At 73.1% G+C, this 17906-nt stretch carries 14 protein-coding genes; 7 read left to right on the forward strand and 7 right to left on the reverse strand.

Annotation, left to right across the window (positions count from 1 at the left end):
- Nucleotides 1-5 precede the first annotated feature (5 nt).
- Nucleotides 6-323, forward strand: a complete 318-nt coding sequence (locus tag IEZ24_RS18675) for a nucleoside triphosphate pyrophosphohydrolase family protein (RefSeq protein ID WP_207206911.1) — start codon at nt 6-8, stop codon at nt 321-323.
- 9 nt (nt 324-332) lie between these two features.
- Here IEZ24_RS18675 and proB read toward each other — a convergent pair whose 3' ends face one another.
- From proB to IEZ24_RS18705, 6 genes are all read right to left on the reverse strand, one after another.
- Nucleotides 333-1454 carry a glutamate 5-kinase gene (proB, locus tag IEZ24_RS18680; RefSeq protein ID WP_242498581.1) on the reverse strand — a complete coding sequence of 374 codons (1122 nt, stop codon included), beginning with the start codon at nt 1452-1454 and terminating at the stop codon, nt 333-335.
- Complete coding sequence (gene obgE / locus IEZ24_RS18685) at nt 1444-3033, reverse strand: GTPase ObgE (RefSeq protein WP_129456567.1); 1590 nt, start codon at nt 3031-3033, stop codon at nt 1444-1446. The genes proB and obgE overlap by 11 nt, the downstream gene beginning before the upstream one ends.
- Nucleotides 3034-3132: 99 nt before the next feature.
- Nucleotides 3133-3387: a 50S ribosomal protein L27 gene (gene rpmA, locus IEZ24_RS18690; protein WP_056602771.1), complete on the reverse strand. Its 255-nt coding sequence runs from the start codon at nt 3385-3387 to the stop codon at nt 3133-3135.
- Between the two features lie 45 nt (nt 3388-3432).
- Nucleotides 3433-3732, reverse strand: a complete 300-nt coding sequence (gene rplU, locus IEZ24_RS18695; RefSeq protein WP_056908626.1) for a 50S ribosomal protein L21 — start codon at nt 3730-3732, stop codon at nt 3433-3435.
- Between the two features lie 186 nt (nt 3733-3918).
- Nucleotides 3919-7278, reverse strand: coding sequence for an Rne/Rng family ribonuclease (locus IEZ24_RS18700; protein WP_129456566.1), 3360 nt, complete (start codon nt 7276-7278; stop codon nt 3919-3921).
- A 324-nt stretch (nt 7279-7602) separates the two neighbouring features.
- Complete coding sequence (locus tag IEZ24_RS18705; RefSeq protein WP_129456565.1) at nt 7603-8340, reverse strand: TIGR03936 family radical SAM-associated protein; 738 nt, start codon at nt 8338-8340, stop codon at nt 7603-7605.
- 104 nt (nt 8341-8444) lie between these two features.
- Here IEZ24_RS18705 and IEZ24_RS18710 point away from each other — a divergent pair, with 104 nt between their 5' ends.
- The 5 genes from IEZ24_RS18710 to IEZ24_RS18730 all read left to right on the forward strand — a co-directional run bounded on the left by IEZ24_RS18710 (nt 8445) and on the right by IEZ24_RS18730 (nt 14417).
- A complete protein-coding gene (locus IEZ24_RS18710) occupies nt 8445-9851 on the forward strand; it encodes an HPP family protein (RefSeq protein WP_129456564.1) in 1407 nt (468 codons plus the stop codon).
- Nucleotides 9852-9856: 5 nt separating this feature from the next.
- Nucleotides 9857-11287 (forward strand): glycosyltransferase family 39 protein, encoded by a 1431-nt coding sequence (locus IEZ24_RS18715; RefSeq protein WP_129456563.1) that lies wholly within the window; start codon nt 9857-9859, stop codon nt 11285-11287.
- 101 nt (nt 11288-11388) lie between these two features.
- Nucleotides 11389-12534, forward strand: a complete 1146-nt coding sequence (locus IEZ24_RS18720) for a DegT/DnrJ/EryC1/StrS family aminotransferase (RefSeq protein ID WP_129456562.1) — start codon at nt 11389-11391, stop codon at nt 12532-12534.
- Nucleotides 12535-12554: 20 nt separating this feature from the next.
- Nucleotides 12555-13256 carry an LbetaH domain-containing protein gene (locus IEZ24_RS18725; protein WP_165356182.1) on the forward strand — a complete coding sequence of 234 codons (702 nt, stop codon included), beginning with the start codon at nt 12555-12557 and terminating at the stop codon, nt 13254-13256.
- A 48-nt stretch (nt 13257-13304) separates the two neighbouring features.
- Nucleotides 13305-14417 carry a DegT/DnrJ/EryC1/StrS family aminotransferase gene (locus IEZ24_RS18730; protein ID WP_129456560.1) on the forward strand — a complete coding sequence of 371 codons (1113 nt, stop codon included), beginning with the start codon at nt 13305-13307 and terminating at the stop codon, nt 14415-14417.
- 67 nt (nt 14418-14484) lie between these two features.
- Here IEZ24_RS18730 and IEZ24_RS18735 read toward each other — a convergent pair whose 3' ends face one another.
- A complete protein-coding gene (locus tag IEZ24_RS18735; protein WP_165356181.1) occupies nt 14485-16491 on the reverse strand; it encodes a DUF7657 domain-containing protein in 2007 nt (668 codons plus the stop codon).
- A 180-nt stretch (nt 16492-16671) separates the two neighbouring features.
- Between IEZ24_RS18735 and IEZ24_RS18740 the strand changes: the two genes are divergently transcribed.
- Nucleotides 16672-17874 carry a glycosyltransferase family 4 protein gene (locus IEZ24_RS18740; RefSeq protein ID WP_129456557.1) on the forward strand — a complete coding sequence of 401 codons (1203 nt, stop codon included), beginning with the start codon at nt 16672-16674 and terminating at the stop codon, nt 17872-17874.
- The last annotated feature ends 32 nt before the right edge of the window (nt 17875-17906 follow it).

Below are 17906 nucleotides of genomic sequence, written 5' to 3' on the forward strand. Positions count from 1 at the left end.
TCGCCATGGACTTCCACCAGATGCAGGACCGCGCCCGGACCGTGCGTGCCAGGTACGCCGAGGTCGAGGCCTCGGCCTACGGCCGGTCGTGGACGACCGAGGAGATCATGCTCGGCTTCCTCGGCGACGTCGGCGACCTCGCCAAGCTCGTCCAGGGCAAGGCGGGAGTCCGCCCCCGCGAGGACCTCGACGAGGCGCTCGCCCACGAGCTCGCCGACTGCCTGTGGTCCGTCCTGACCCTGGCCGACGCCTACGACGTCGACCTGGCGGGCGCGTTCACCAGCACGATGGACGAGCTCGACGCGGTGCTCGCGGAGGACTGAGCCGGCTCGCTACAGCAGGACCAGGTCGTCGCGGTGGATGATCTCGCGCTCGTACGCCGCGCCGAGGGCCGCCTTGAGCTCCCGGGTCGAGCGGCCGAGGAGCGCCGGCAGCTCGTCGGCGTCGAAGTTCACCAGCCCTCGCGCCACCGCGACGCCGGCCGGGTCGAGGAGGTCGACGGCGTCGCCGGCGACGAAGCTGCCGTCGACGGCGGTCACCCCCGCGGCGAGCAGCGAGGCCCGGCGCTCGACCACGGCCCGTACGGCTCCGGCGTCCAGCGTCAGCGTGCCCTGCCCCGAGGTCGCGTGGGCCAGCCACAGCAGCCGCGTCGGGCGGCGCTTGCCGGTCGCCTCGAACAGCGTCCCGACCTCCGCACCGGCCAGCGCGGCCGCGGCCTGCTCCGCAGACGTCAGCACCACGTCGATGCCGGCGCCGGTCGCGATGCGGGCGGCCTCGACCTTCGTCGTCATGCCGCCGGTGCCGACGCCGGCGGCGCCGGCGGACCCGATGGTCACCGACGCGAGGTCCTCCTCGGAGCGGACGAGCGCGACGAGGCTCGAACCGGGCCGCGACGGCGGTCCGTCGTAGAGGCCGTCGACGTCGGAGAGCAGCACGAGCAGGTCGGCGTGCACGAGGTGCGCGACGAGGGCGGCGAGGCGGTCGTTGTCGCCGAAGCGGATCTCTGAGGTCGCGACGGTGTCGTTCTCGTTGACGATCGGCACGACCCCGAGCTCGAGCAGCTTGGCGAAGGTCTGGTGGGCGTTGCGGTAGTGGGCCCGCCGGGTGACGTCGTCGAGGGTGAGCAGCACCTGCCCGGTGACGATGCCGTGCCGGGCGAACTCCTCCTGGTAGCGGTGCGCGAGCAGCCCCTGCCCCACGGACGCCGCCGCCTGCTGGGCGGCGAGGCCGCGCGGTCGGGCGGTGAGCCCGAGCGGCGCCAGTCCGGCGGCGATGGCCCCGGACGACACGAGGACGACCTCGGACCCTCCGTCGCGAGCGGCTGCCAGGACCTCGACGAGCTGGCGCACGCGCGCGGGGTCGATGCCGCCGGCGGCCGTGGTCAGCGAGGACGAGCCGACCTTGACCACGACGCGTCGTGCGGCCGCCACCAGGGCCGAGCGGTCAGTCGTCACTGCCGTCCCAGTCGGGGTCGTCCTTGGTGCCGATCTCGTAGGACATCGGCCCGACGCCGGAGCTGCCGGAGCTGCGGTTGGGGCCCTTCTTGCGGCGCTCCTCGTCGAGGCGGCGGGCGACGTCGGCGCGGGCCTCCTCCTCGCTCTTGGTCTCCATCGCCTCGGCGATGTCGCGGCGCCGGTCACGGGCCGGCCGGTTCTCCCGGAGCCGCTCGTCCTCGCCGCGGCGACCCAGCATCTCGGCGCCGGCCTCGATGCTGGGCTTGAAGTCGAAGACGACCGAGTTGTTCTCGGGACCGATGATGACGGCGTCGCCCTCCTGGGCGCCCATCTGGGCGAGCTTGATCTCGACACCGAGCCGGTTGAGGCGGTCGGCGAGGAAGCCCACTGCCTCCTCGTTGCTGAAGTCGGTCTGGCGCACCCAGCGCTCGGGCTTGGTGCCGCGCACCCGCCAGCCGCGCTGTCCTGAGCCTGCCGAAGGGTCCTCGGTGGCGACGACCTCGAAGTCGTCCCCGCCGTCGACCGCCTTCGGGCGCAGCACGATCCGCTCTGCCTCGGTGGCCGGCGCGACCTCGCGGGACGCCACGACGATCTCGGCCATGGCGAAGGTGAGCTCGCGCAGTCCGGCACCGGACGCGGCGCTGACCTCGAAGACCTGCAGCCCGCGGTCGCGCAGCTCCTCGACCACCATGTCGGCGATCTCCTGGCCGTCCGGCACGTCGACCTTGTTGAGGGCGACCAGCCGGGGCCGGTCCTCCAGGCCGCCGTAGCGGGCGAGCTCGCCCTCGATGACCTCCAGGTCGTCGAGCGGGTTGCGACCGGGCTCGATGGACGCCGTGTCGATGACGTGGACCAGCGCCGCGCAGCGCTCGATGTGGCGCAGGAAGTCGTGCCCGAGGCCGCGTCCCTCCGCGGCGCCCTCGATCAGGCCGGGCACGTCGGCGACCACGAAGGTCGTCTCGCCCGCGGTGACCACGCCGAGGTTGGGGATCAGGGTGGTGAACGGGTAGTCGGCGATCTTGGGACGGGCCCGCGAGATCGCGGCGATCAGCGAGGACTTGCCGGCGCTGGGGAAGCCGACCAGGCCGATGTCGGCGACGACCTTCAGCTCGAGGCGTACGACCAGCTCGTCGCCCGGCTCGCCCAGCAGCGCGAAGCCGGGAGCCTTGCGCTTGGACGAGGCGAGGGCGGCGTTGCCGAGCCCGCCCCGCCCACCCTGGGCGATGACCATCGTGGTGCCGTGGCCGACGAGGTCGGCGAGCACGTTGCCGTCGGCGTCCTTGACGAGGGTGCCGTCGGGGACCGCCAGGACGAGGTCCTTGCCGTTGGCGCCGTTCTTGTGGTCACCGGCCCCCTGCCCGCCGTTGTCGGCACGCCGCTTGGGGCTGTGGTGGTAGTCGACGAGGGTCGTCACGCTGGTGTCGACCTGCAGGATGATCGACCCGCCGTGGCCGCCGTTGCCGCCGTCGGGCCCGCCGAGCGGCTTGAACTTCTCCCGCTTGACGGAGGCCACGCCGTTGCCACCTCGTCCGGCCGCGAGGTGCAGCGTGACCTGGTCGACGAACGTGGGGATGGCCATCAGATTCCTTGCATCGGTGGGTGAAAGCACGAAGGGCGCCCCCAGACAGGGACGCCCCTCGCAATAGAGCTCAGTGCAGAAGTGCTCGGTGTCGCGTCGTCACTCGCCGGGGACGATGTTGACGACCTTGCGGCCACGGCGGGTGCCGAACTCGACGGCGCCGGCCTGCAGGGCGAACAGGGTGTCGTCGCCGCCGCGACCCACGCCGGTGCCCGGGTGGAAGTGCGTGCCACGCTGGCGGACGATGATCTCGCCGGCGCCGACGACCTGGCCGCCGAAGCGCTTCACGCCGAGGCGCTGCGCGTTGGAGTCACGACCGTTCTTGGTGCTCGCGGCACCCTTCTTGTGAGCCATTGTTCAGTCCTTCTGAAGAGACTTGGTCGACCTCGAGCGGAGCGCTCAGAGGGAGATGTCGGTGACCTTGACCTGGGTGTACTTCTGGCGGTGACCCTGGCGCTTCTTGTAGCCGGTCTTGTTCTTGTACTTCTGGATGATGATCTTCGGGCCCTTGGTGCGGCCGGTGACCTCGACGGTCACGCTCGCCTTGTCGAGGCCGGTCGCGGTCACCTTGTCACCGTCGACCACCATCACCACGGGAAGGGTGAGGGTGTCGCCGGCGGCGGCCATCGCGTCGATCTCGATGACGTCGCCCACGGCAACCTTCTGCTGCTTGCTGCCACTGCGCACGACTGCGTACACGGCGAGTCACTCTCCTCGATACGGACTTCAGGTAGAAAACTTGCGGGACTGCGCACGACACCGCCTGGTGGGGCGACTACGCCGCGTGGCGGGCGCGCAGAATCGGTGCGTCGAACACCGAGGGTCAAGACTACGGGATCGGGTGCCGACCGGGCAAAACGAGGTCGGCCACCCCGGGTCTGGTCCTCAACGCTTGCGCGAGCCCCTCTTCTTGATCGGGACGTGCTCGACGACCGGCGCCTCGGAAGCAGGCTCCGATGCGGGCTCGCCCGACGGCTCCGCCTCCTGCTCGACTGCGGCGGTCCCCGGCTCGACCAGGCCCGAGTCGGGCACGGTGCCGACACCGGCGGGCGGGCCGGCCGGGCGGCTGGCGGAGCGACGGCGCGTACGCGTCACGACCCGCGGCTTCTCGGGCTCGGCAGGAGCCTTCTCAGCAGCCTCCACGGCGGGGACCTCCACGACGGGAGCCTCCTCGACGGGAGCCTCCTCGACGGGAGCCTCCTCGACGGGAGCCTCCTCAGCGGGAGCGTCCTCAGCGGGAGCCTCCACCACGGGCGGCTCCGGCTCGGGAGCACCCTCGCTGACCGTCGGCTCGTCGGTCGGCTCGTCGGTCGGCTCGTCGGCCGGCTCGTCGGCCGGCTTCTCGTGGCGCGCCATGGCGGCCACGTCCTTCGGTGACGGAGCGTGGTGGGGCTCGGGGGCCATCCCGTTGGCGCCGCCGTTGCCGCTCGCGCTGCCGTCGTTGGAGCTGCCGGCGTCGTCGCCGGACGAGCCGCGGCGGCCGCGCCGGCGGCTGCCGCGCCGGCCCTCTCCCCCGTCGTCGGAGGACTTGGCGTTGGGGTCGACCGGCTGGTCCTTGATCACGACGCCGCGACCGTGGCAGTGCTCGCAGTTCTCGCTGAACGCCTCGACCAGGCCCGTGCCGATGCGCTTGCGCGTCATCTGCACCAGGCCGAGCGAGGTGACCTCGGCGACCTGGTGGCGGGTGCGGTCGCGGCCGAGGCACTCGACGAGGCGTCGCACGACGAGGTCGCGGTTGGACTCGAGGACCATGTCGATGAAGTCGACGACGATGATGCCGCCGATGTCGCGCAGCCGGAGCTGGCGCACGATCTCCTCGGCCGCCTCGAGGTTGTTCTTGGTGACCGTCTCCTCCAGGTTGCCGCCCGAGCCGGTGAACTTGCCGGTGTTGACGTCGACGACGGTCATCGCCTCGGTGCGGTCGATGATGAGAGAGCCACCCGAGGGCAGCCAGACCTTGCGGTCGAGGCCCTTCTGGATCTGCTCGTCGATCCGGTACGTCGCGAAGACGTCGCCGCCGGTCGCGCCGCGCTCGAACTTCTCGACGCGCTCGACGAGGTCGGGCGCCACGGACTCCACGTAGCCGTGGACGGTGTCCCAGGCGTCGTCACCCTCGATGACGAGCTTGGAGAAGTCCTCGGTGAAGAGGTCGCGGACCACCTTGAGGGTGAGGTCCGGCTCCCCGTAGAGCAGCTGCGGGCCGGAGCCCTTGTTGGTGGCCTTCTTCTCGATGTCCTCCCAGCGTGCCTTGAGCCGCTCGACGTCGCGCGTCAGCTCCTCCTCGCTGGCACCCTCGGCGGCCGTACGGACGATGACGCCGGCGGTGTCGGGGACGATCTCCTTGAGGAGGGCCTTGAGTCGGCTGCGCTCGGTGTCGGGCAGCTTGCGGGAGATGCCGGAGGTGGTGCCGTCCGGGACGTAGACCAGGAACCGACCGGCGAGGCTGACCTGGCTGGTGAGGCGGGCGCCCTTGTGCCCGACGGGGTCCTTGGTGACCTGCACCAGGATCATCTGGCCGCTCGACAGCACCGACTCGATCTTGCGGGGCTGGCCCTCCTTGTGGCCCAGCGACTGCCAGTTGACCTCACCCGCGTAGAGCACGGCGTTGCGGCCCTTGCCGATGTCGATGAACGCCGCCTCCATGGACGGCAGCACGTTCTGGACGCGGCCGAGGTAGACGTTGCCGATGAGCGAGGTCTGCGACTCGCGGGCGACGTAGTGCTCGACGAGCACCTTGTCCTCGAGCACGCCGATCTGGATCAGGTCCTCGCGCTGGCGGATCACCATGACCCGCTCGACGGACTCGCGGCGGGCCAGGAACTCGGCCTCGCTCACGATCGGCGCGCGGCGGCGACCGGCCTCGCGGCCCTCGCGGCGCCGCTGCTTCTTCGCCTCGAGGCGCGTGGACCCCTGGACCGAGGTGATCTGGTCCTCCGCGGAGCGCCCCTTGCGCACGCGGGTCACGGTGTTGGGGTCGTCGGCGTCGGACGAGCTCTCCTCGCCCGCACGCCGGCGGCGCCGACGACGCCGGGAGGTCCCTTCGCCGTTGGCCTCGCCGTTCCCTTCGGAGGAGCTGCCGTCGGGCGTGCCGGAATCACCCTCGGCCTCGGACTCCTCCCCGGAGTCGGACGGGGCGCTCTCCGCGCCCTGCTCGGAACCGTCGGCGCCGGACTCCGACCCCTTGCGGCGACGCCGGCCGCCGCGACGACGGCGACGCCTCGCGGGGCCACCCTCGCCGTCGGTGTCGTCCTCCGGCTCGGAGTCGGCGTCGGTCTCGGTGTCGGTCTCGGCGTCGGCGCCCGTCTCGCCGGCGTCCGCTGCGGCGGTCTCCTCGGCGGACTGCTCGGCGGACTGCTCGGCGGTCTCGGCGGTCTCCTCGGTGACCTCGTCCTCGGCGAGCCCCTCGGCCGCCACGGCGTCGTCGTCCGGCGCTGCTGCTCCGCGGCCACCGGCCTTCTTGGCGGCAGCCCTCTTGCCTGCGGTCTTCTTGGCGGCGGCCTTCTTGCTCGCGCCGCCCCTCGTCCTCGCGGTCGTGGCCGGAACGACCTCGTCACCGGCCACGTCCACCGCAGCCGACTCGGGCGCAGCCGACTCGGGCGCAGCCGACTCGGGCGCTGCCGCCTCGTCCTCAGCCGGCGCCGTCTCGACCGGCACCGGCGTCGGCTTCTTGCGGGTCCGGCGGGTCGTCGTGGTCACGACCGGGGCCTGGAACAGCACGGCGTGGGCTGCGGCGTCAGCGGTGGCATCAGCGGTGGCGTCAGCGGTGGCGTCAGCGGCGGAGTCCTCGACGGCCTGCTCGGCGGTCGCCTTGGCAGCGGTCTTCTTCGCCGGGGCCTTCCTCGCGGCGGTCTTGCGCGCGGCGGCCTTCTTCGCCGGGGCGGCAGGCTCGACGGGAGCATCGGCCGTGGCGTCGGCGGTCGGCGTGGTGTCAGACGCGGGCGTGGCGTCGGTCCCGGACGCAGCGGCGGCCTTCTTGGCGGCGGACCCGCGCGGGGCGGCCTTCCTGGCCGCGGCCTTCTTCGCGGGCGCCTTCTTCGCGGGTGCGACCGGCTCGCCGGCTCCCGACTCGGTCACATCGGCAGCGTCAGCGGGCGCCTCCGGCGCGGCGGCCGCCTTCTTCGCGGGGGCCTTGCGCGTACGTCGGGTCACGACGGGAGCGGCGGGCGCCTCCGGGAGTGCCGCCGAGGTGTCTGCCCCCGACTCGCTGCGCTCGGGCTGGTCGTCGGTCTGGTCTTCACTGAGCATGTGGTGCTCCTCGGGCACCGTGGCGGTGCCGATACGGCGTCCACCGCTCTCGAGTGACGATCCCGGGGACGCAAAGCTTCTGTGGCGGCGACACCCTCCGCGTGTGCGTCTCCGAGCAGCTGATCCGTCACCTGCCGCGGTCGCCGGGCCACCGTCGAGTCGCTGTCACCGACTCATGTGGCCGCGTCGCGGTCCGGTGACGTCCACCCACCCGGGGTGCCGGACACTGGCGTGGCCGGCGAGAACGTCGTCGGCTCGACGGGATCCCGGCGGGAGCCGGGGCGTCGAACGTGGCGAGTATCGCACACCGCCGCAGCGCCGGCCCTATGCGCGAGTCGCCAGCGGGTCGCCCACCTCGCCCGAGGCGCTGAGCGGGCCCTGGGCCGTACGGGTCATGAGCGGCGCCTCGCCGGCCGGCAGTCCCGCGACGGCCTCGAGGCCGCGAAGCACGTCGTCGGGGCGTACGGCCGGGGTCCCGTGCCGCAGCACCACGTCGAGAGACGTACGCCCTCCGGCCACCGCGTCCTCGGGGAGGACCACCAGCGACACGACCGCGCCGCGGGCGTCGAACTCGCGCAGGCCCTTCTTCGTCATCCGCTCCACCAGCGCCTCGTCGGCGGCGAGGAAACGCGCGACGGCGTCGGTCGTGGCGCCGCGGTCGGCCGCGAGGTCGATGCGCCACCGGCTGCCCTCGAGGAGGTCGGCCAGCGACCCGCCCGGGGACTCGACGACCTCGAGCACGTCGAGACCGGGCGGCAGCGCCTCGTCGAGCATCGCGTGGACCTCGGCCGGGACGACGACCTCGGCGAGCGCCAGCTCGAGGTACTCCGCCTCGCTCGCCGAGCCCGTCGGCGCGGCGCCGGCGTAGGAGATGCGGGGGTGGGGGTTGAAGCCCGAGGAGTACGCCATCGGGATGCGCGCGCGGAAGACGGCGCGCTCGAAGGCCCGGCTGAAGTCACGGTGGCTGGTGAAGCGGAGCCGACCGCGCTTGGCGTAGCGCACACGCAGGCGCTGGACGGGCGGGGCCTGCTGCTCGGGCTGCTGCTGGGGCACGGGCGTCAAGGGTAGTCGTCGGACGGGTTAGCCTGCGGGCCGGGCAGGACCGGCGACGCCGCGGCGTCGTACACACACGCAGGACACGTACGCACGACAGGAGCGGGGGCGCAGTGCGCAGGACGACGAGCCACGCCCGGACGCGGCCGGACCGCGGGAGCAGGCGGGCGACCGTGCTGCTCGCGCTGGTGCTGGGTGCGCTGGCCATCGGCCTCTTCGTGCGGGCCGGCGAGGGCATGCCGATGAGCGCGATCGACGAGCACGTGCACCTCGACACCCACGTCCGGGTCCACGACGGCGAGTACCCGCACCGCGGGTCGCTCATGACCATGGACCTGGTGCGCGAGTGGGCGTGCGGCGTCGGCCACGAGGCCGGGGCCGCGATGGCGCCGTGCGACCACCCCGACCTCGGCCCGGTCTCCCTGCCGTCGGGCGTCCACACGACCGGCTACATCCACTACCCGACCTACTTCGTCGTCGGCGAGGCCTACCGGGCCGTCGAGGAGTCCGTGGCGGACCCGGACTCCTGGGTCGACACCTACCGGCGCTACGCGGCGCTCGTGACGGTCGCCGGACTGCTGGCCTGCCTCGCCGCCGCGTGGGCGCTGGGCCTGCGCGGCGCCGGTCTCGTCGCCGGGACGCTGCTGCCGTCGGCCTCGGCCGGCATCCTCCTCTACGGCACGATCGCCAACCCGCAGGCCGCCGCGGTCCTGGCGGGCGCCCTCATCGGCTGGGCCGGCATCCGCTGGATGCGCACGGGCCGGGGGTTCTGGTGGCTCGCGGCAGCGACGGTGCTCGCGTCCGCGGTGGCGGTGACCCACACGCTGCCGGCCGGAGCGTTCATGCTCGCGATCATCGTCGCGCTGCTGCTGCAGCGCGCCGGGTGGAGCGTGGCCGGCGACTGGCGTCCGCGGTGGTGGCAGCTCGGTGTGCTCACGCTCGTCGTCGTGGCGCCCGTCCTCGCCTACGGACGGTGGATCTCGTCGCGCGCGACCATCTCCAACGCCGAGCTCTACTCGTTCGTGGCGCTCGACTCCTGGCGGACCGTGGCGTCCGGAGCCCTGGAGGAGCTGTTCAGCATCCACAGCCCGTGGTACGTCACCGGCTCCCTCGGCATCGGCGAGGACGGACTGCTGGTCCAGCGCTTCCTGCGGGCGAGCGTCAACGGCCTGCCCCTGTGGGTGACCATCGCCGTCTTCGCCGTCCTGGCGGTCGCGTCCGTGCGCGTGGTCAAGCGGGTGGCCGCCACCCGGGCGGAGGAACCGCGCGTCCTGCAGCCCATGCAGCTGCTCACCGCCTGCACGCTCGCGGGCGTCCTCGTCTACCCGGTCCTGCTGCGCACCAGCAACGCCCTCAACGTCGGCTTCGACTTCCCCGTCGTGGCCCGCTACTCGATCGGCTTCGCGCCGCTGCTCGCGTGGCTCGTGCTGGTCGCGGTGCAGGACCGGCCGCTCCTCACGCGGGGCCTCGCCGTCCTCGCGACCGCCACCTGCCTCGGTCTCGGACTGGCGACCTGGTGAGGCCCGTGACCCGCGAGCCCTCCCTCCGCAGCCGTGCCGCGTCCTGGTTCGGCGTCGGCGTGCTCGTCGCCGGCCTGCTCCTCACCCTGGTGACGACCTGGCGCCTGGCCGGGGAGGGCAAGCCGCTCTCCCCCGTCGACGAGATCGCCCACGCCGACACGGCCTTCAAGGTGCACCGGGGCACCTACCCCTACCGCGGGGCCGACGTCGGCCAGCCGCTCGTCGACACGTGGACCTGCTACTCGGGGCACCAGACCATCGCGTGGCAGGCCACGTGCGGCTCCGCGAAGGCCGTGCCGCGCCGCCTGCCGCAGCCCACCGGCTCGCGCACCACGGGATACATCCACTACCCGACCTATTTCGTGGCCGGCGAGGGCTTCCGCCGTGCCCACGACGCGGTCGCCGGCGAAGCCGGGTGGGAGATCGACACCTACCGCCGGTTCGCCGCCGTCGTCGCCGTCCTCGGCATGGCGCTCTGCGCGTACGTCGCCAGGCGCCTGGGACTGGGGCCCGCGGGGCAGGTGGCGGCCGCGTTCATCCCCGTCGCAGCCCCGTCGGTGCTCGTCTACTCCACGATGGTCAACCCGATGTCCGCAGCCGTGGTGTGCGGGGCGCTGGTCGCCGGCGCCGGCCTCCGCTGGCTGCTCACCGGGAGGGGGTTCGGCTGGGTCGCGGCCGCCACCGCGGTCAGCGCCGCCGTCGCGGTCACGGCGTCGTTGCCCGCCGGGGTGCTGCTCGTCGCGGTCCTGCTCGGCCTCGTGCTCCGGCTGCGCGGCCGGCGGCTCAACACGCCGTGGGACCCCCGCTGGTGGCACGCCGCGGTGCTCGCCGGGCTGCTCGTCGTCCCCATCCTCGCCTTCGGCGCCGTCATCGACGCGCGCGCGACGATCGACGACGCCACCCTGTACGCCCCGTACGCCCGCGCCGGCTGGGACCAGGTCGCGCTCGGCGTCTGGGCGGAGATCTTCGCCTCCCACCTGCCGTGGGTCGAGGACGGCAGCCTCGTGCGCCCCGAGCTGGGGACCGTGCGCACCTACGTCCGGGCGGCCGGGATCGGCATGCCCCTGCTCGTCACCGCGATGGTCGCCGGCGGCCTGATCGCCGCGGCGACGGGGGTCCTGCGCCGGCTCGACCCACCGCGACCCCCCGCAGTGGCCGGGCCAGACGGGAAGCCCGACCGGGAGCCCGTACGCGTCCTCCAGCTGGCCGCCGTGTCGGCGCTGCTGGGCCTGCTGGCCTACCCGCCGCTGCTGCGCCTGCTCAACGCGATCAACGTGGGCATCGACTACCCGGTCGTCTCCCGCTACTCGATCTCCCTCGCCCCGTTCTTCGTGCTGGTGGTCCTCCTGCTCGCGCGCGACCACCCGTGGTTCGCCCGGGTGCTCGCGTCGGTCGGGACGGTCGCCGTCGTGGCCTGGTGCGTCAGCGCCTGGTGAGGGCCCGTGTTTTCCGTCTAGACCGTGGCGCCGTCTAGGTTGTGACGGTCACACCACACGATGCGCAGGCCCTCTCGGGCCGTGATCCGGAAGGTCCCTCCATGCTCGCCACCCGTCAGGTCGCCCTCGGACAGCCCACCGTCGGCGAGGAGGAGATCGAGGCGCTCCGCGAGGTGTTCGCCAGCGGCTGGCTGTCCGGCGCAGGCCCGACGTGCGTCGCCTTCGAGGGCGAGCTCGCCGCCGCGACCGGCACCGCCCACGCGCTCGCGACCTCCAACTGCGGCTCGTCGCTCCACCTCGCGCTCCAGGTGCTCGGCGCGGGCCCCGGCGACGAGGTGATCGTCGCCGACTACACCTTCCCCGCCACCGGCCACTCGGTCATGTGGACCGGCGCCACGCCGCGCTTCGCTGACGTCCGCCCCGACATCGGGACCATCGACGTCGACGCCGCGGCCGCCCTGGTCAACGAACGCACCGTGGGCATCATCGCCGTCGACATGGTCGGCCAGCCGGCCGACTACGACGAGCTCGCCGCGCTCTGCCGCAGCCGCGGGCTGTGGCTGATGGAGGACGCCGCCTGCTCGGCCGGCGCGACCTACAAGGGCCGCCCGGCGGGCAGCCTGGCCGACCTGGCCGCGTTCAGCTTCCACGGCCGCAAGGGCATCACCGCCGGTGAGGGCGGCGCGCTGGTCGGCGACGACGCCACGCGGATGGACCTGGCCCGCAAGCTGCACACCTACGGCATCGCCCCCGCCGTCAGCCGCGAAGGCTCCTCGGCGCTCGCCGTGCCGTCCTTCGACATGGCGGGCTACAACTACCGGATGTCCGACGTGCAGGCGGCCATGATGCGGGTCCAGCTCACCCGGCTCCCGGCCCTCGTCGCCGCGCGCACCTCCGCCGCGGACGGTTACGCCGAGCGCCTCGGCGACGTCGAGGGCATCGCCCTTCCGGTCGTCGCGGAGGACCGCACCCACCCCTACCAGTCCTACCTCGTGACCACCGACGACTCGGTGGACCGGGACGCCGTCGTCATGGCGCTGCGCGAGCGCGGCGTCGGCAGCAACTTCGGCACGTACGCCTCCCACCTCCAGCCCGTCTACGGCACCCAGGACGTGTGCCCGGTGTCGGCGCGCCTGTTCACCACGCAGTTCGCGCTGCCGATGCACGCCAACCTGGTGGCCGACGACCTCGACTACGTCGCCGAGCAGCTGCGCGCCGTGCTCGCCGACCCGGCCGTACGCCGCTGAGGCGCGGAAGCAGCAGGCACGTGGGCAACAGCAACCGGATCCACCCCACCGCGGTCGTCGGCCCGGAGGTCACCCTCGGCGAGAACAACGTCGTCGGCCCCTTCTGCGTCCTCCAGGGCAGGGTCAGCCTGGGCGACGACAACTACCTCGCCTCGCACGTCGTGGTCGGCGGCGCCGCCGAGGTGCGCGGCCACGACATGACCGCGTCGTGGGAGGAGCCGTTCGACGGCAACCCCGTCGTCATCGGCTCGCGCAACGTCTTCAAGGAGATGGTGACCATCAGCGGCGGCTGGGCCCACGAGACCGCGGTGGGCGACGACGGGTTCTTCATGACCAAGGCCCACGTCAACCACGACGGCCGGATCGGCGACGAGGTGACCGTCTCCGCCATGGTCGTGACCGCCGGCCACGTCACCGTCGGCGACGGCGCCAACCTCGGCCTCGGCACCGTCGTGCACCAGCGCCTGACCGTGCCCGAGGGCTCGATGATCGGCATGCAGTCCGCCGTGACACGACAGCTGCCGCCCTTCGTCGTGAGCATGGGCGTCCCCGCCCGCGCGGCGCGGCTCAACACCTACCGGCTCGACCGCCTCGGCGTGCCGGCCGACCAGCACGAGCCGCTCGCTGCCGTCGTCCTGCACGGCTCGCGCGACACCGCCGGCCTCCAGGACCCGCTCCGGGCCCCCGTCGAGGCGTGGCTGTCGCGCCTCGAGGCCCACTGACCACCTCTGACCGCACCGACTGCACCGTCCGTACCCGAAAGGCTCCACATGTCCGCCGAGTCCCTCCCGTTCATCCCGCCCGCCAAGCCGATCGTCGGCGACGACGAGCGCGCCGCCGTGGACCGCGTGATGCGCTCCGGCATGATCGCCCAGGGCCCCGAGGTCGCTGCGTTCGAGCAGGAGTTCGGCGCCGCGGTGGCGGGCGGGCGTACGACGGTGGCCGTCAACTCCGGCACCTCGGCCCTGCACCTGGGCCTGCTGGCCGCCGGCATCGGGCCGGGCGACGAGGTCATCGTGCCGTCGTTCACCTTCGCCGCGACCGCCAACTCGGTGGCGCTGACCGGTGCGACGCCGGTCTTCGCCGACGTCGAGCCCGACTACTTCTGCCTCGACGCCGACAGCGTCCGCGCGGCCGTCACGGACCGCACCGCGGCGATCATGCCCGTGCACCTCTACGGCCACCCGGCCGACGTCGACGCGCTGCGCGCCGTCGCCGACGAGCACGGCCTGCGCCTGTTCGAGGACGCCGCCCAGGCCCACCTCGCCACGTGGAAGGGCGCCCAGGTCGGCAGCTTCGGCGACTTCGCGATGTTCAGCCTCTACCCCACCAAGAACATGACCTCGGGCGAGGGCGGCATGGTCTCCTGCGCCACCGAGGAGATCGCGCGCATGGTGCGCCTGCTGCGCAACCAGGGCATGGAGCGCCAGTACGCCAACGAGGTCGTCGGCTTCAACGCCCGCATGACCGACATCCACGCCGCCATCGGCCGCGTGCAGCTGACCAAGGTCGAGGGCTGGACCAAGGTCCGCCAGGAGAACGCCGCCTACCTCGACGCCCACCTCGAGGGCGTCGTGGTCCCGCCGGTCGCCGACGACGCGACGCACGTCTACCACCAGTACACGATCAAGGTCGACGGCGACGAGCGCGACCGCATCGTCACTGCCATGCGCGAGGAGCACCAGGTCGGCTCGGGCGTCTACTACCCGATCCCCAACCACCAGCTCGCCTCGCTCACCCGCTACGCCGAGGGCCTCGAGCTGCCGGTCACCCAGCAGGTGGCGCGCGAGGTCATCTCCCTGCCGGTCCACCCCTCGCTCGACGAGGCCGCCCTCGAGCGCATCGTCACCGCGGTCAACACGACCGTGCGCGCCGGCGCCTGAGCGCCCCTGCGACGACAGCGGGGAGTCCCGGCTCGCCCTGGGCAGGCCGGGGCTCCCCGATCAGTGCTCAGCCCCGGTCGCGCAGGGCGTAGACGTACTGGGTGCCGCCGTTCCAGGTGAAGGTGCGCAGCGGCCGGACGCAGCGGCCCGGGATCTCCAGGGTCGCGACGACGTAGCCGACGTCGAGGTCGCTCTCGGCGAGCCAGCACGGGTGGGCGTGGATGACGATGACGTCCGGGGCCGCCTCCTCCACCCAGGGCGCGTCGCGCTCGCCGTCGAAGGCGACGTAGAGGTAGCTCGCCCCGCGGTTCCACACGTTCTCGTACTCGTGGTCGGGGTCGACCTTCTCCCACTCGGACACGATCGGGCCGGTGACCTGGTTGCCGGTGAGGGTGGGCGCGCCGTTGGCGATGAGGAGCGCGTTGGCGGCCATCGAGTTGGTCGCGATGAGCGTGCCGTCGGCCTCCGCGCGCTGGGTGAGCGCGCGGGCGGCGTCGGCCGCCGGGCTGGTGCGCAGGTCGCCCACCCCTCGTACGACGGGGTTGGCGTCGATGCCGGCGGCCAGGCACACCACCGCGGTGCCCACGACCGGCCACGAGCGCGACGGCCAGCGGGTCACGGCGTAGGCCACGGCCGACACGCCCAGCACGGCCGCCCAGACCTGCCAGGTGGCGAGGTCGGGCAGCGCCCGGCGCGCGTCGGAGGCGCCGTAGGCGGTCACCACGCCGGTCGTGACGGCGGCGGCGACGGCGAGGCGTGAGGAGTCCCCGGTGAGGCGGGAGACCAGCAGGACCAGCAGCAGCGTCGCCGGGAAGCCGACGGTCTGCGCCGCGCGCACCGGCAGCACCGAGCTGAGCAGCGGGATGTGCTCGCCGAGCGGGCCCCAGTCGAACATCGCCCAGGCGCTCCAGAGGGCGGTGGCCGCGGCGAGGGTGGCGATCGCACCCCGCTGGGCCGTGGTGGCGCCCGCCCACGCGCGCCGCCACACCACCAGCGCCCAGAAGGCGCACACGAGGAAGCCGGAGGAGATCTCGCTCTGGTTGAGCAGGGTCGGAGCGGCCCCGTCCTCCATCTCGAACAGCGCCGGCCCGCCGACGAGCTGGACGGGCATCTGGGCCGCGCCGGTGACGCGCCGCAGTCCGGGGTAGACGGTGTTGAGCTCGGCCGACAGCGACGCGGCGTTCTCGACCAGCGTGCCGGCGAGCACGGCCAGCGAGACGAGGGCGCCCGCGCCGACGGTCAGCAGGGCCTGCCGTCGCGTGACCCGGTCCGCGACGAGGTAGACCCCGGTGGCGATGACGAGGGGCACGCCCAGGGTGAGCGACCACGGCACGTAGTAGGTCACCAGTCGGGCGAGCAGGATGCCCGCGAGCCCGGCCTGGAGCACGGCGGTCACCCGGTGCCCGGCGACCATCCGGTCGCGCGCGAGCCACAGCACGTAGCTGCCCGCGGCGGCGAAGGCCATGATCCGCACCGGCATGAAGGACCACCACAGCGAGGCCGGGGCGAGGAAGACGAGCACGACCCCCAGCCAGGACAGGGGCCGTGAGGCACCCATCCGACGCAGCAGCGGTGGGAGCGCGAGCACGAGGAGGAGCCAGGACCACGCCCGGAAGGCCGAGAACAGCATCTCGTCGGGCAGCCACGGCCCCAGGCGCAGCAGGTTGCCCTCGTGGAACAGGACCGACTCCACGACCTGTCCGGAGGAGATCTGGTAGATCAGGTCGGGGTCCTGCGAGAGCGACGGGGCCGTCGACGTGCCGTGCGCGAGCACCGACAGGTCGATGGGTGCCTGCGTCAGCCACTCGTCGCTGCGGATGGGGAGCGACGTGCCCCACTGGTCGGCACCCTCGCCGGTGCCCTCGACCGAGAGCAGGCCGAGGGAGGAGGTCGACAGGCTGCCGAGCACGATGACGGCGTACGCCAGCAGCGGCAGCAGCACCTCGAGGCGGTCGGGCCAGCTGCCGGAGATCCGCCAGGACCGTCGCCCCACGTCGGGGGCCGGTGACCGGGGCGACTCCGGCGACTCGGCCGACGGCTCCGGTGACTCCGGCGACTCCGGCGACTCCGACACCGCTGGCTCCGGCGACGTGGTCTCGATGACGGCCTCCCCGTGTCTGGTTCCGAGCGGCGGTCAGGCTACTCCATGGCGTACGCCGCACCTCCCCCGGCGGGCCGCGGCCGGATTGGGAGCACGACGCCGAGGATCGTTATGGTGGACCGGTTTGTCGGCGCAATCGATCGGGGTCCCTACGTGCGCATCGTCGTGGTGAACAACTTCTACCCGCCGCGGGTGGGAGGCAGCGCTCACCTCAGTGACGCCCTGGCGCGCGGCTACGCCGCCCGGGGCCACGAGGTCCTCGTGGTGACGGCGGCCTACCAGGACGCCCCCGCCGAGGAGTGGCGCGACGGCGTGCGGGTCGTGCGTTTCCCCGCCTTCGTGCTCCCGGAGAGCCGGCTGGCGGTGTCCTTCGACATCTCCTTCGCCACCCGCCCCTCGCTGCGCCGCCGGCTCGCCGCACTGCTCGACGAGTTCCGGCCCGACGTCATCCACCAGCACGGCCAGTTCATGGACCTCACCTGGGCCACCGGCGCCTACGCGCGGCGTCGCGACATCCCCGTGCTGCTGAGCATCCACACGCGCCTCGAGAACCCCGCGGCCACCTACCGGCACGCGTTCCGCTTCCTCGACGCCACCCTCGTCGCGCCCCGCCTGCGTCGCTCCCGGCCCTCGCTCGTGGTCATGGACTCCTACATGGACGACTACATCAAGGAGCGCTACCGCGGCCGCTACCGCGACCTCGTCGCGATCCCCGTGGGCGTCGACCCGGTCTGGGTCCGCTCCGGCGACGCAGCGCGCGGTCGCGAGCTCGCCGGCGTGGGTCCCGACGCCCCGATCATCCTGTCGGTCGGGCACGTCATCCCCGTGCGCGACCGGCTCGGCCTGGTCGAGGCGCTGCCGGCGGTGCTCGCCCGGCACCCCGACGCCCGCCTCGTCGTCGTGGGCCGCGTCTACTACGACCTGTTCCAGAAGCGTGCCGAGGAGCTCGGCGTGGCCCACGCCGTGCACAGCCTGGGCGCGGTCCCCAAGGCCGACATCCCGCACCTGCTGGCCGCCGCCACCGTCGAGAGCCACGAGCAGGGCCTCGGCCTGGGCACCGCGACCCTCGAGTCGATGGCCGCAGGCACCCCGGTGGTCGCATGGGGCCGCATCGACAACTTCCCCGGCATCCCGATGATCGACGGCGACGACATCTTCATGTGCGACGTCGGTGACGTCGACGGCCTGGCCGAGCGCCTCAACCTCGCCCTCGACGACCCCGAGGCGACCCGCCTCGTCGGCGAGAGCGCCCGGGCGATCGTCGACCAGCACTTCGCCCTCGACCGGGTGACCGAACGGCACCTCGAGGTCCTCGGCGACCTCGTGGCCCACCCGGCGCCGCAGCGCACCCGCTGACCCGGCACGCCGCCCGGTCCCACCCACCCGTA

The organism is Nocardioides ganghwensis (assembly GCF_014779655.1).
GTDB classification, from domain to species: domain Bacteria; phylum Actinomycetota; class Actinomycetes; order Propionibacteriales; family Nocardioidaceae; genus Nocardioides; species Nocardioides ganghwensis.

Bases quoted from the DNA above. Each gene is read 5' to 3' on its own strand.
- IEZ24_RS18675 (WP_207206911.1), top strand. From the start codon at position 6: ATGGACTTCCACCAGATGCAGGACCGCGCCCGGACCGTGCGTGCCAGG.
- obgE (WP_129456567.1), bottom strand. From the start codon at position 3,033: ATGGCCATCCCCACGTTCGTCGACCAGGTCACGCTGCACCTCGCGGCC.
- rpmA (WP_056602771.1), bottom strand. From the start codon at position 3,387: ATGGCTCACAAGAAGGGTGCCGCGAGCACCAAGAACGGTCGTGACTCC.
- IEZ24_RS18700 (WP_129456566.1), bottom strand. From the start codon at position 7,278: ATGCTCAGTGAAGACCAGACCGACGACCAGCCCGAGCGCAGCGAGTCG.
- IEZ24_RS18720 (WP_129456562.1), top strand. From the start codon at position 11,389: ATGCTCGCCACCCGTCAGGTCGCCCTCGGACAGCCCACCGTCGGCGAG.
- IEZ24_RS18730 (WP_129456560.1), top strand. From the start codon at position 13,305: ATGTCCGCCGAGTCCCTCCCGTTCATCCCGCCCGCCAAGCCGATCGTC.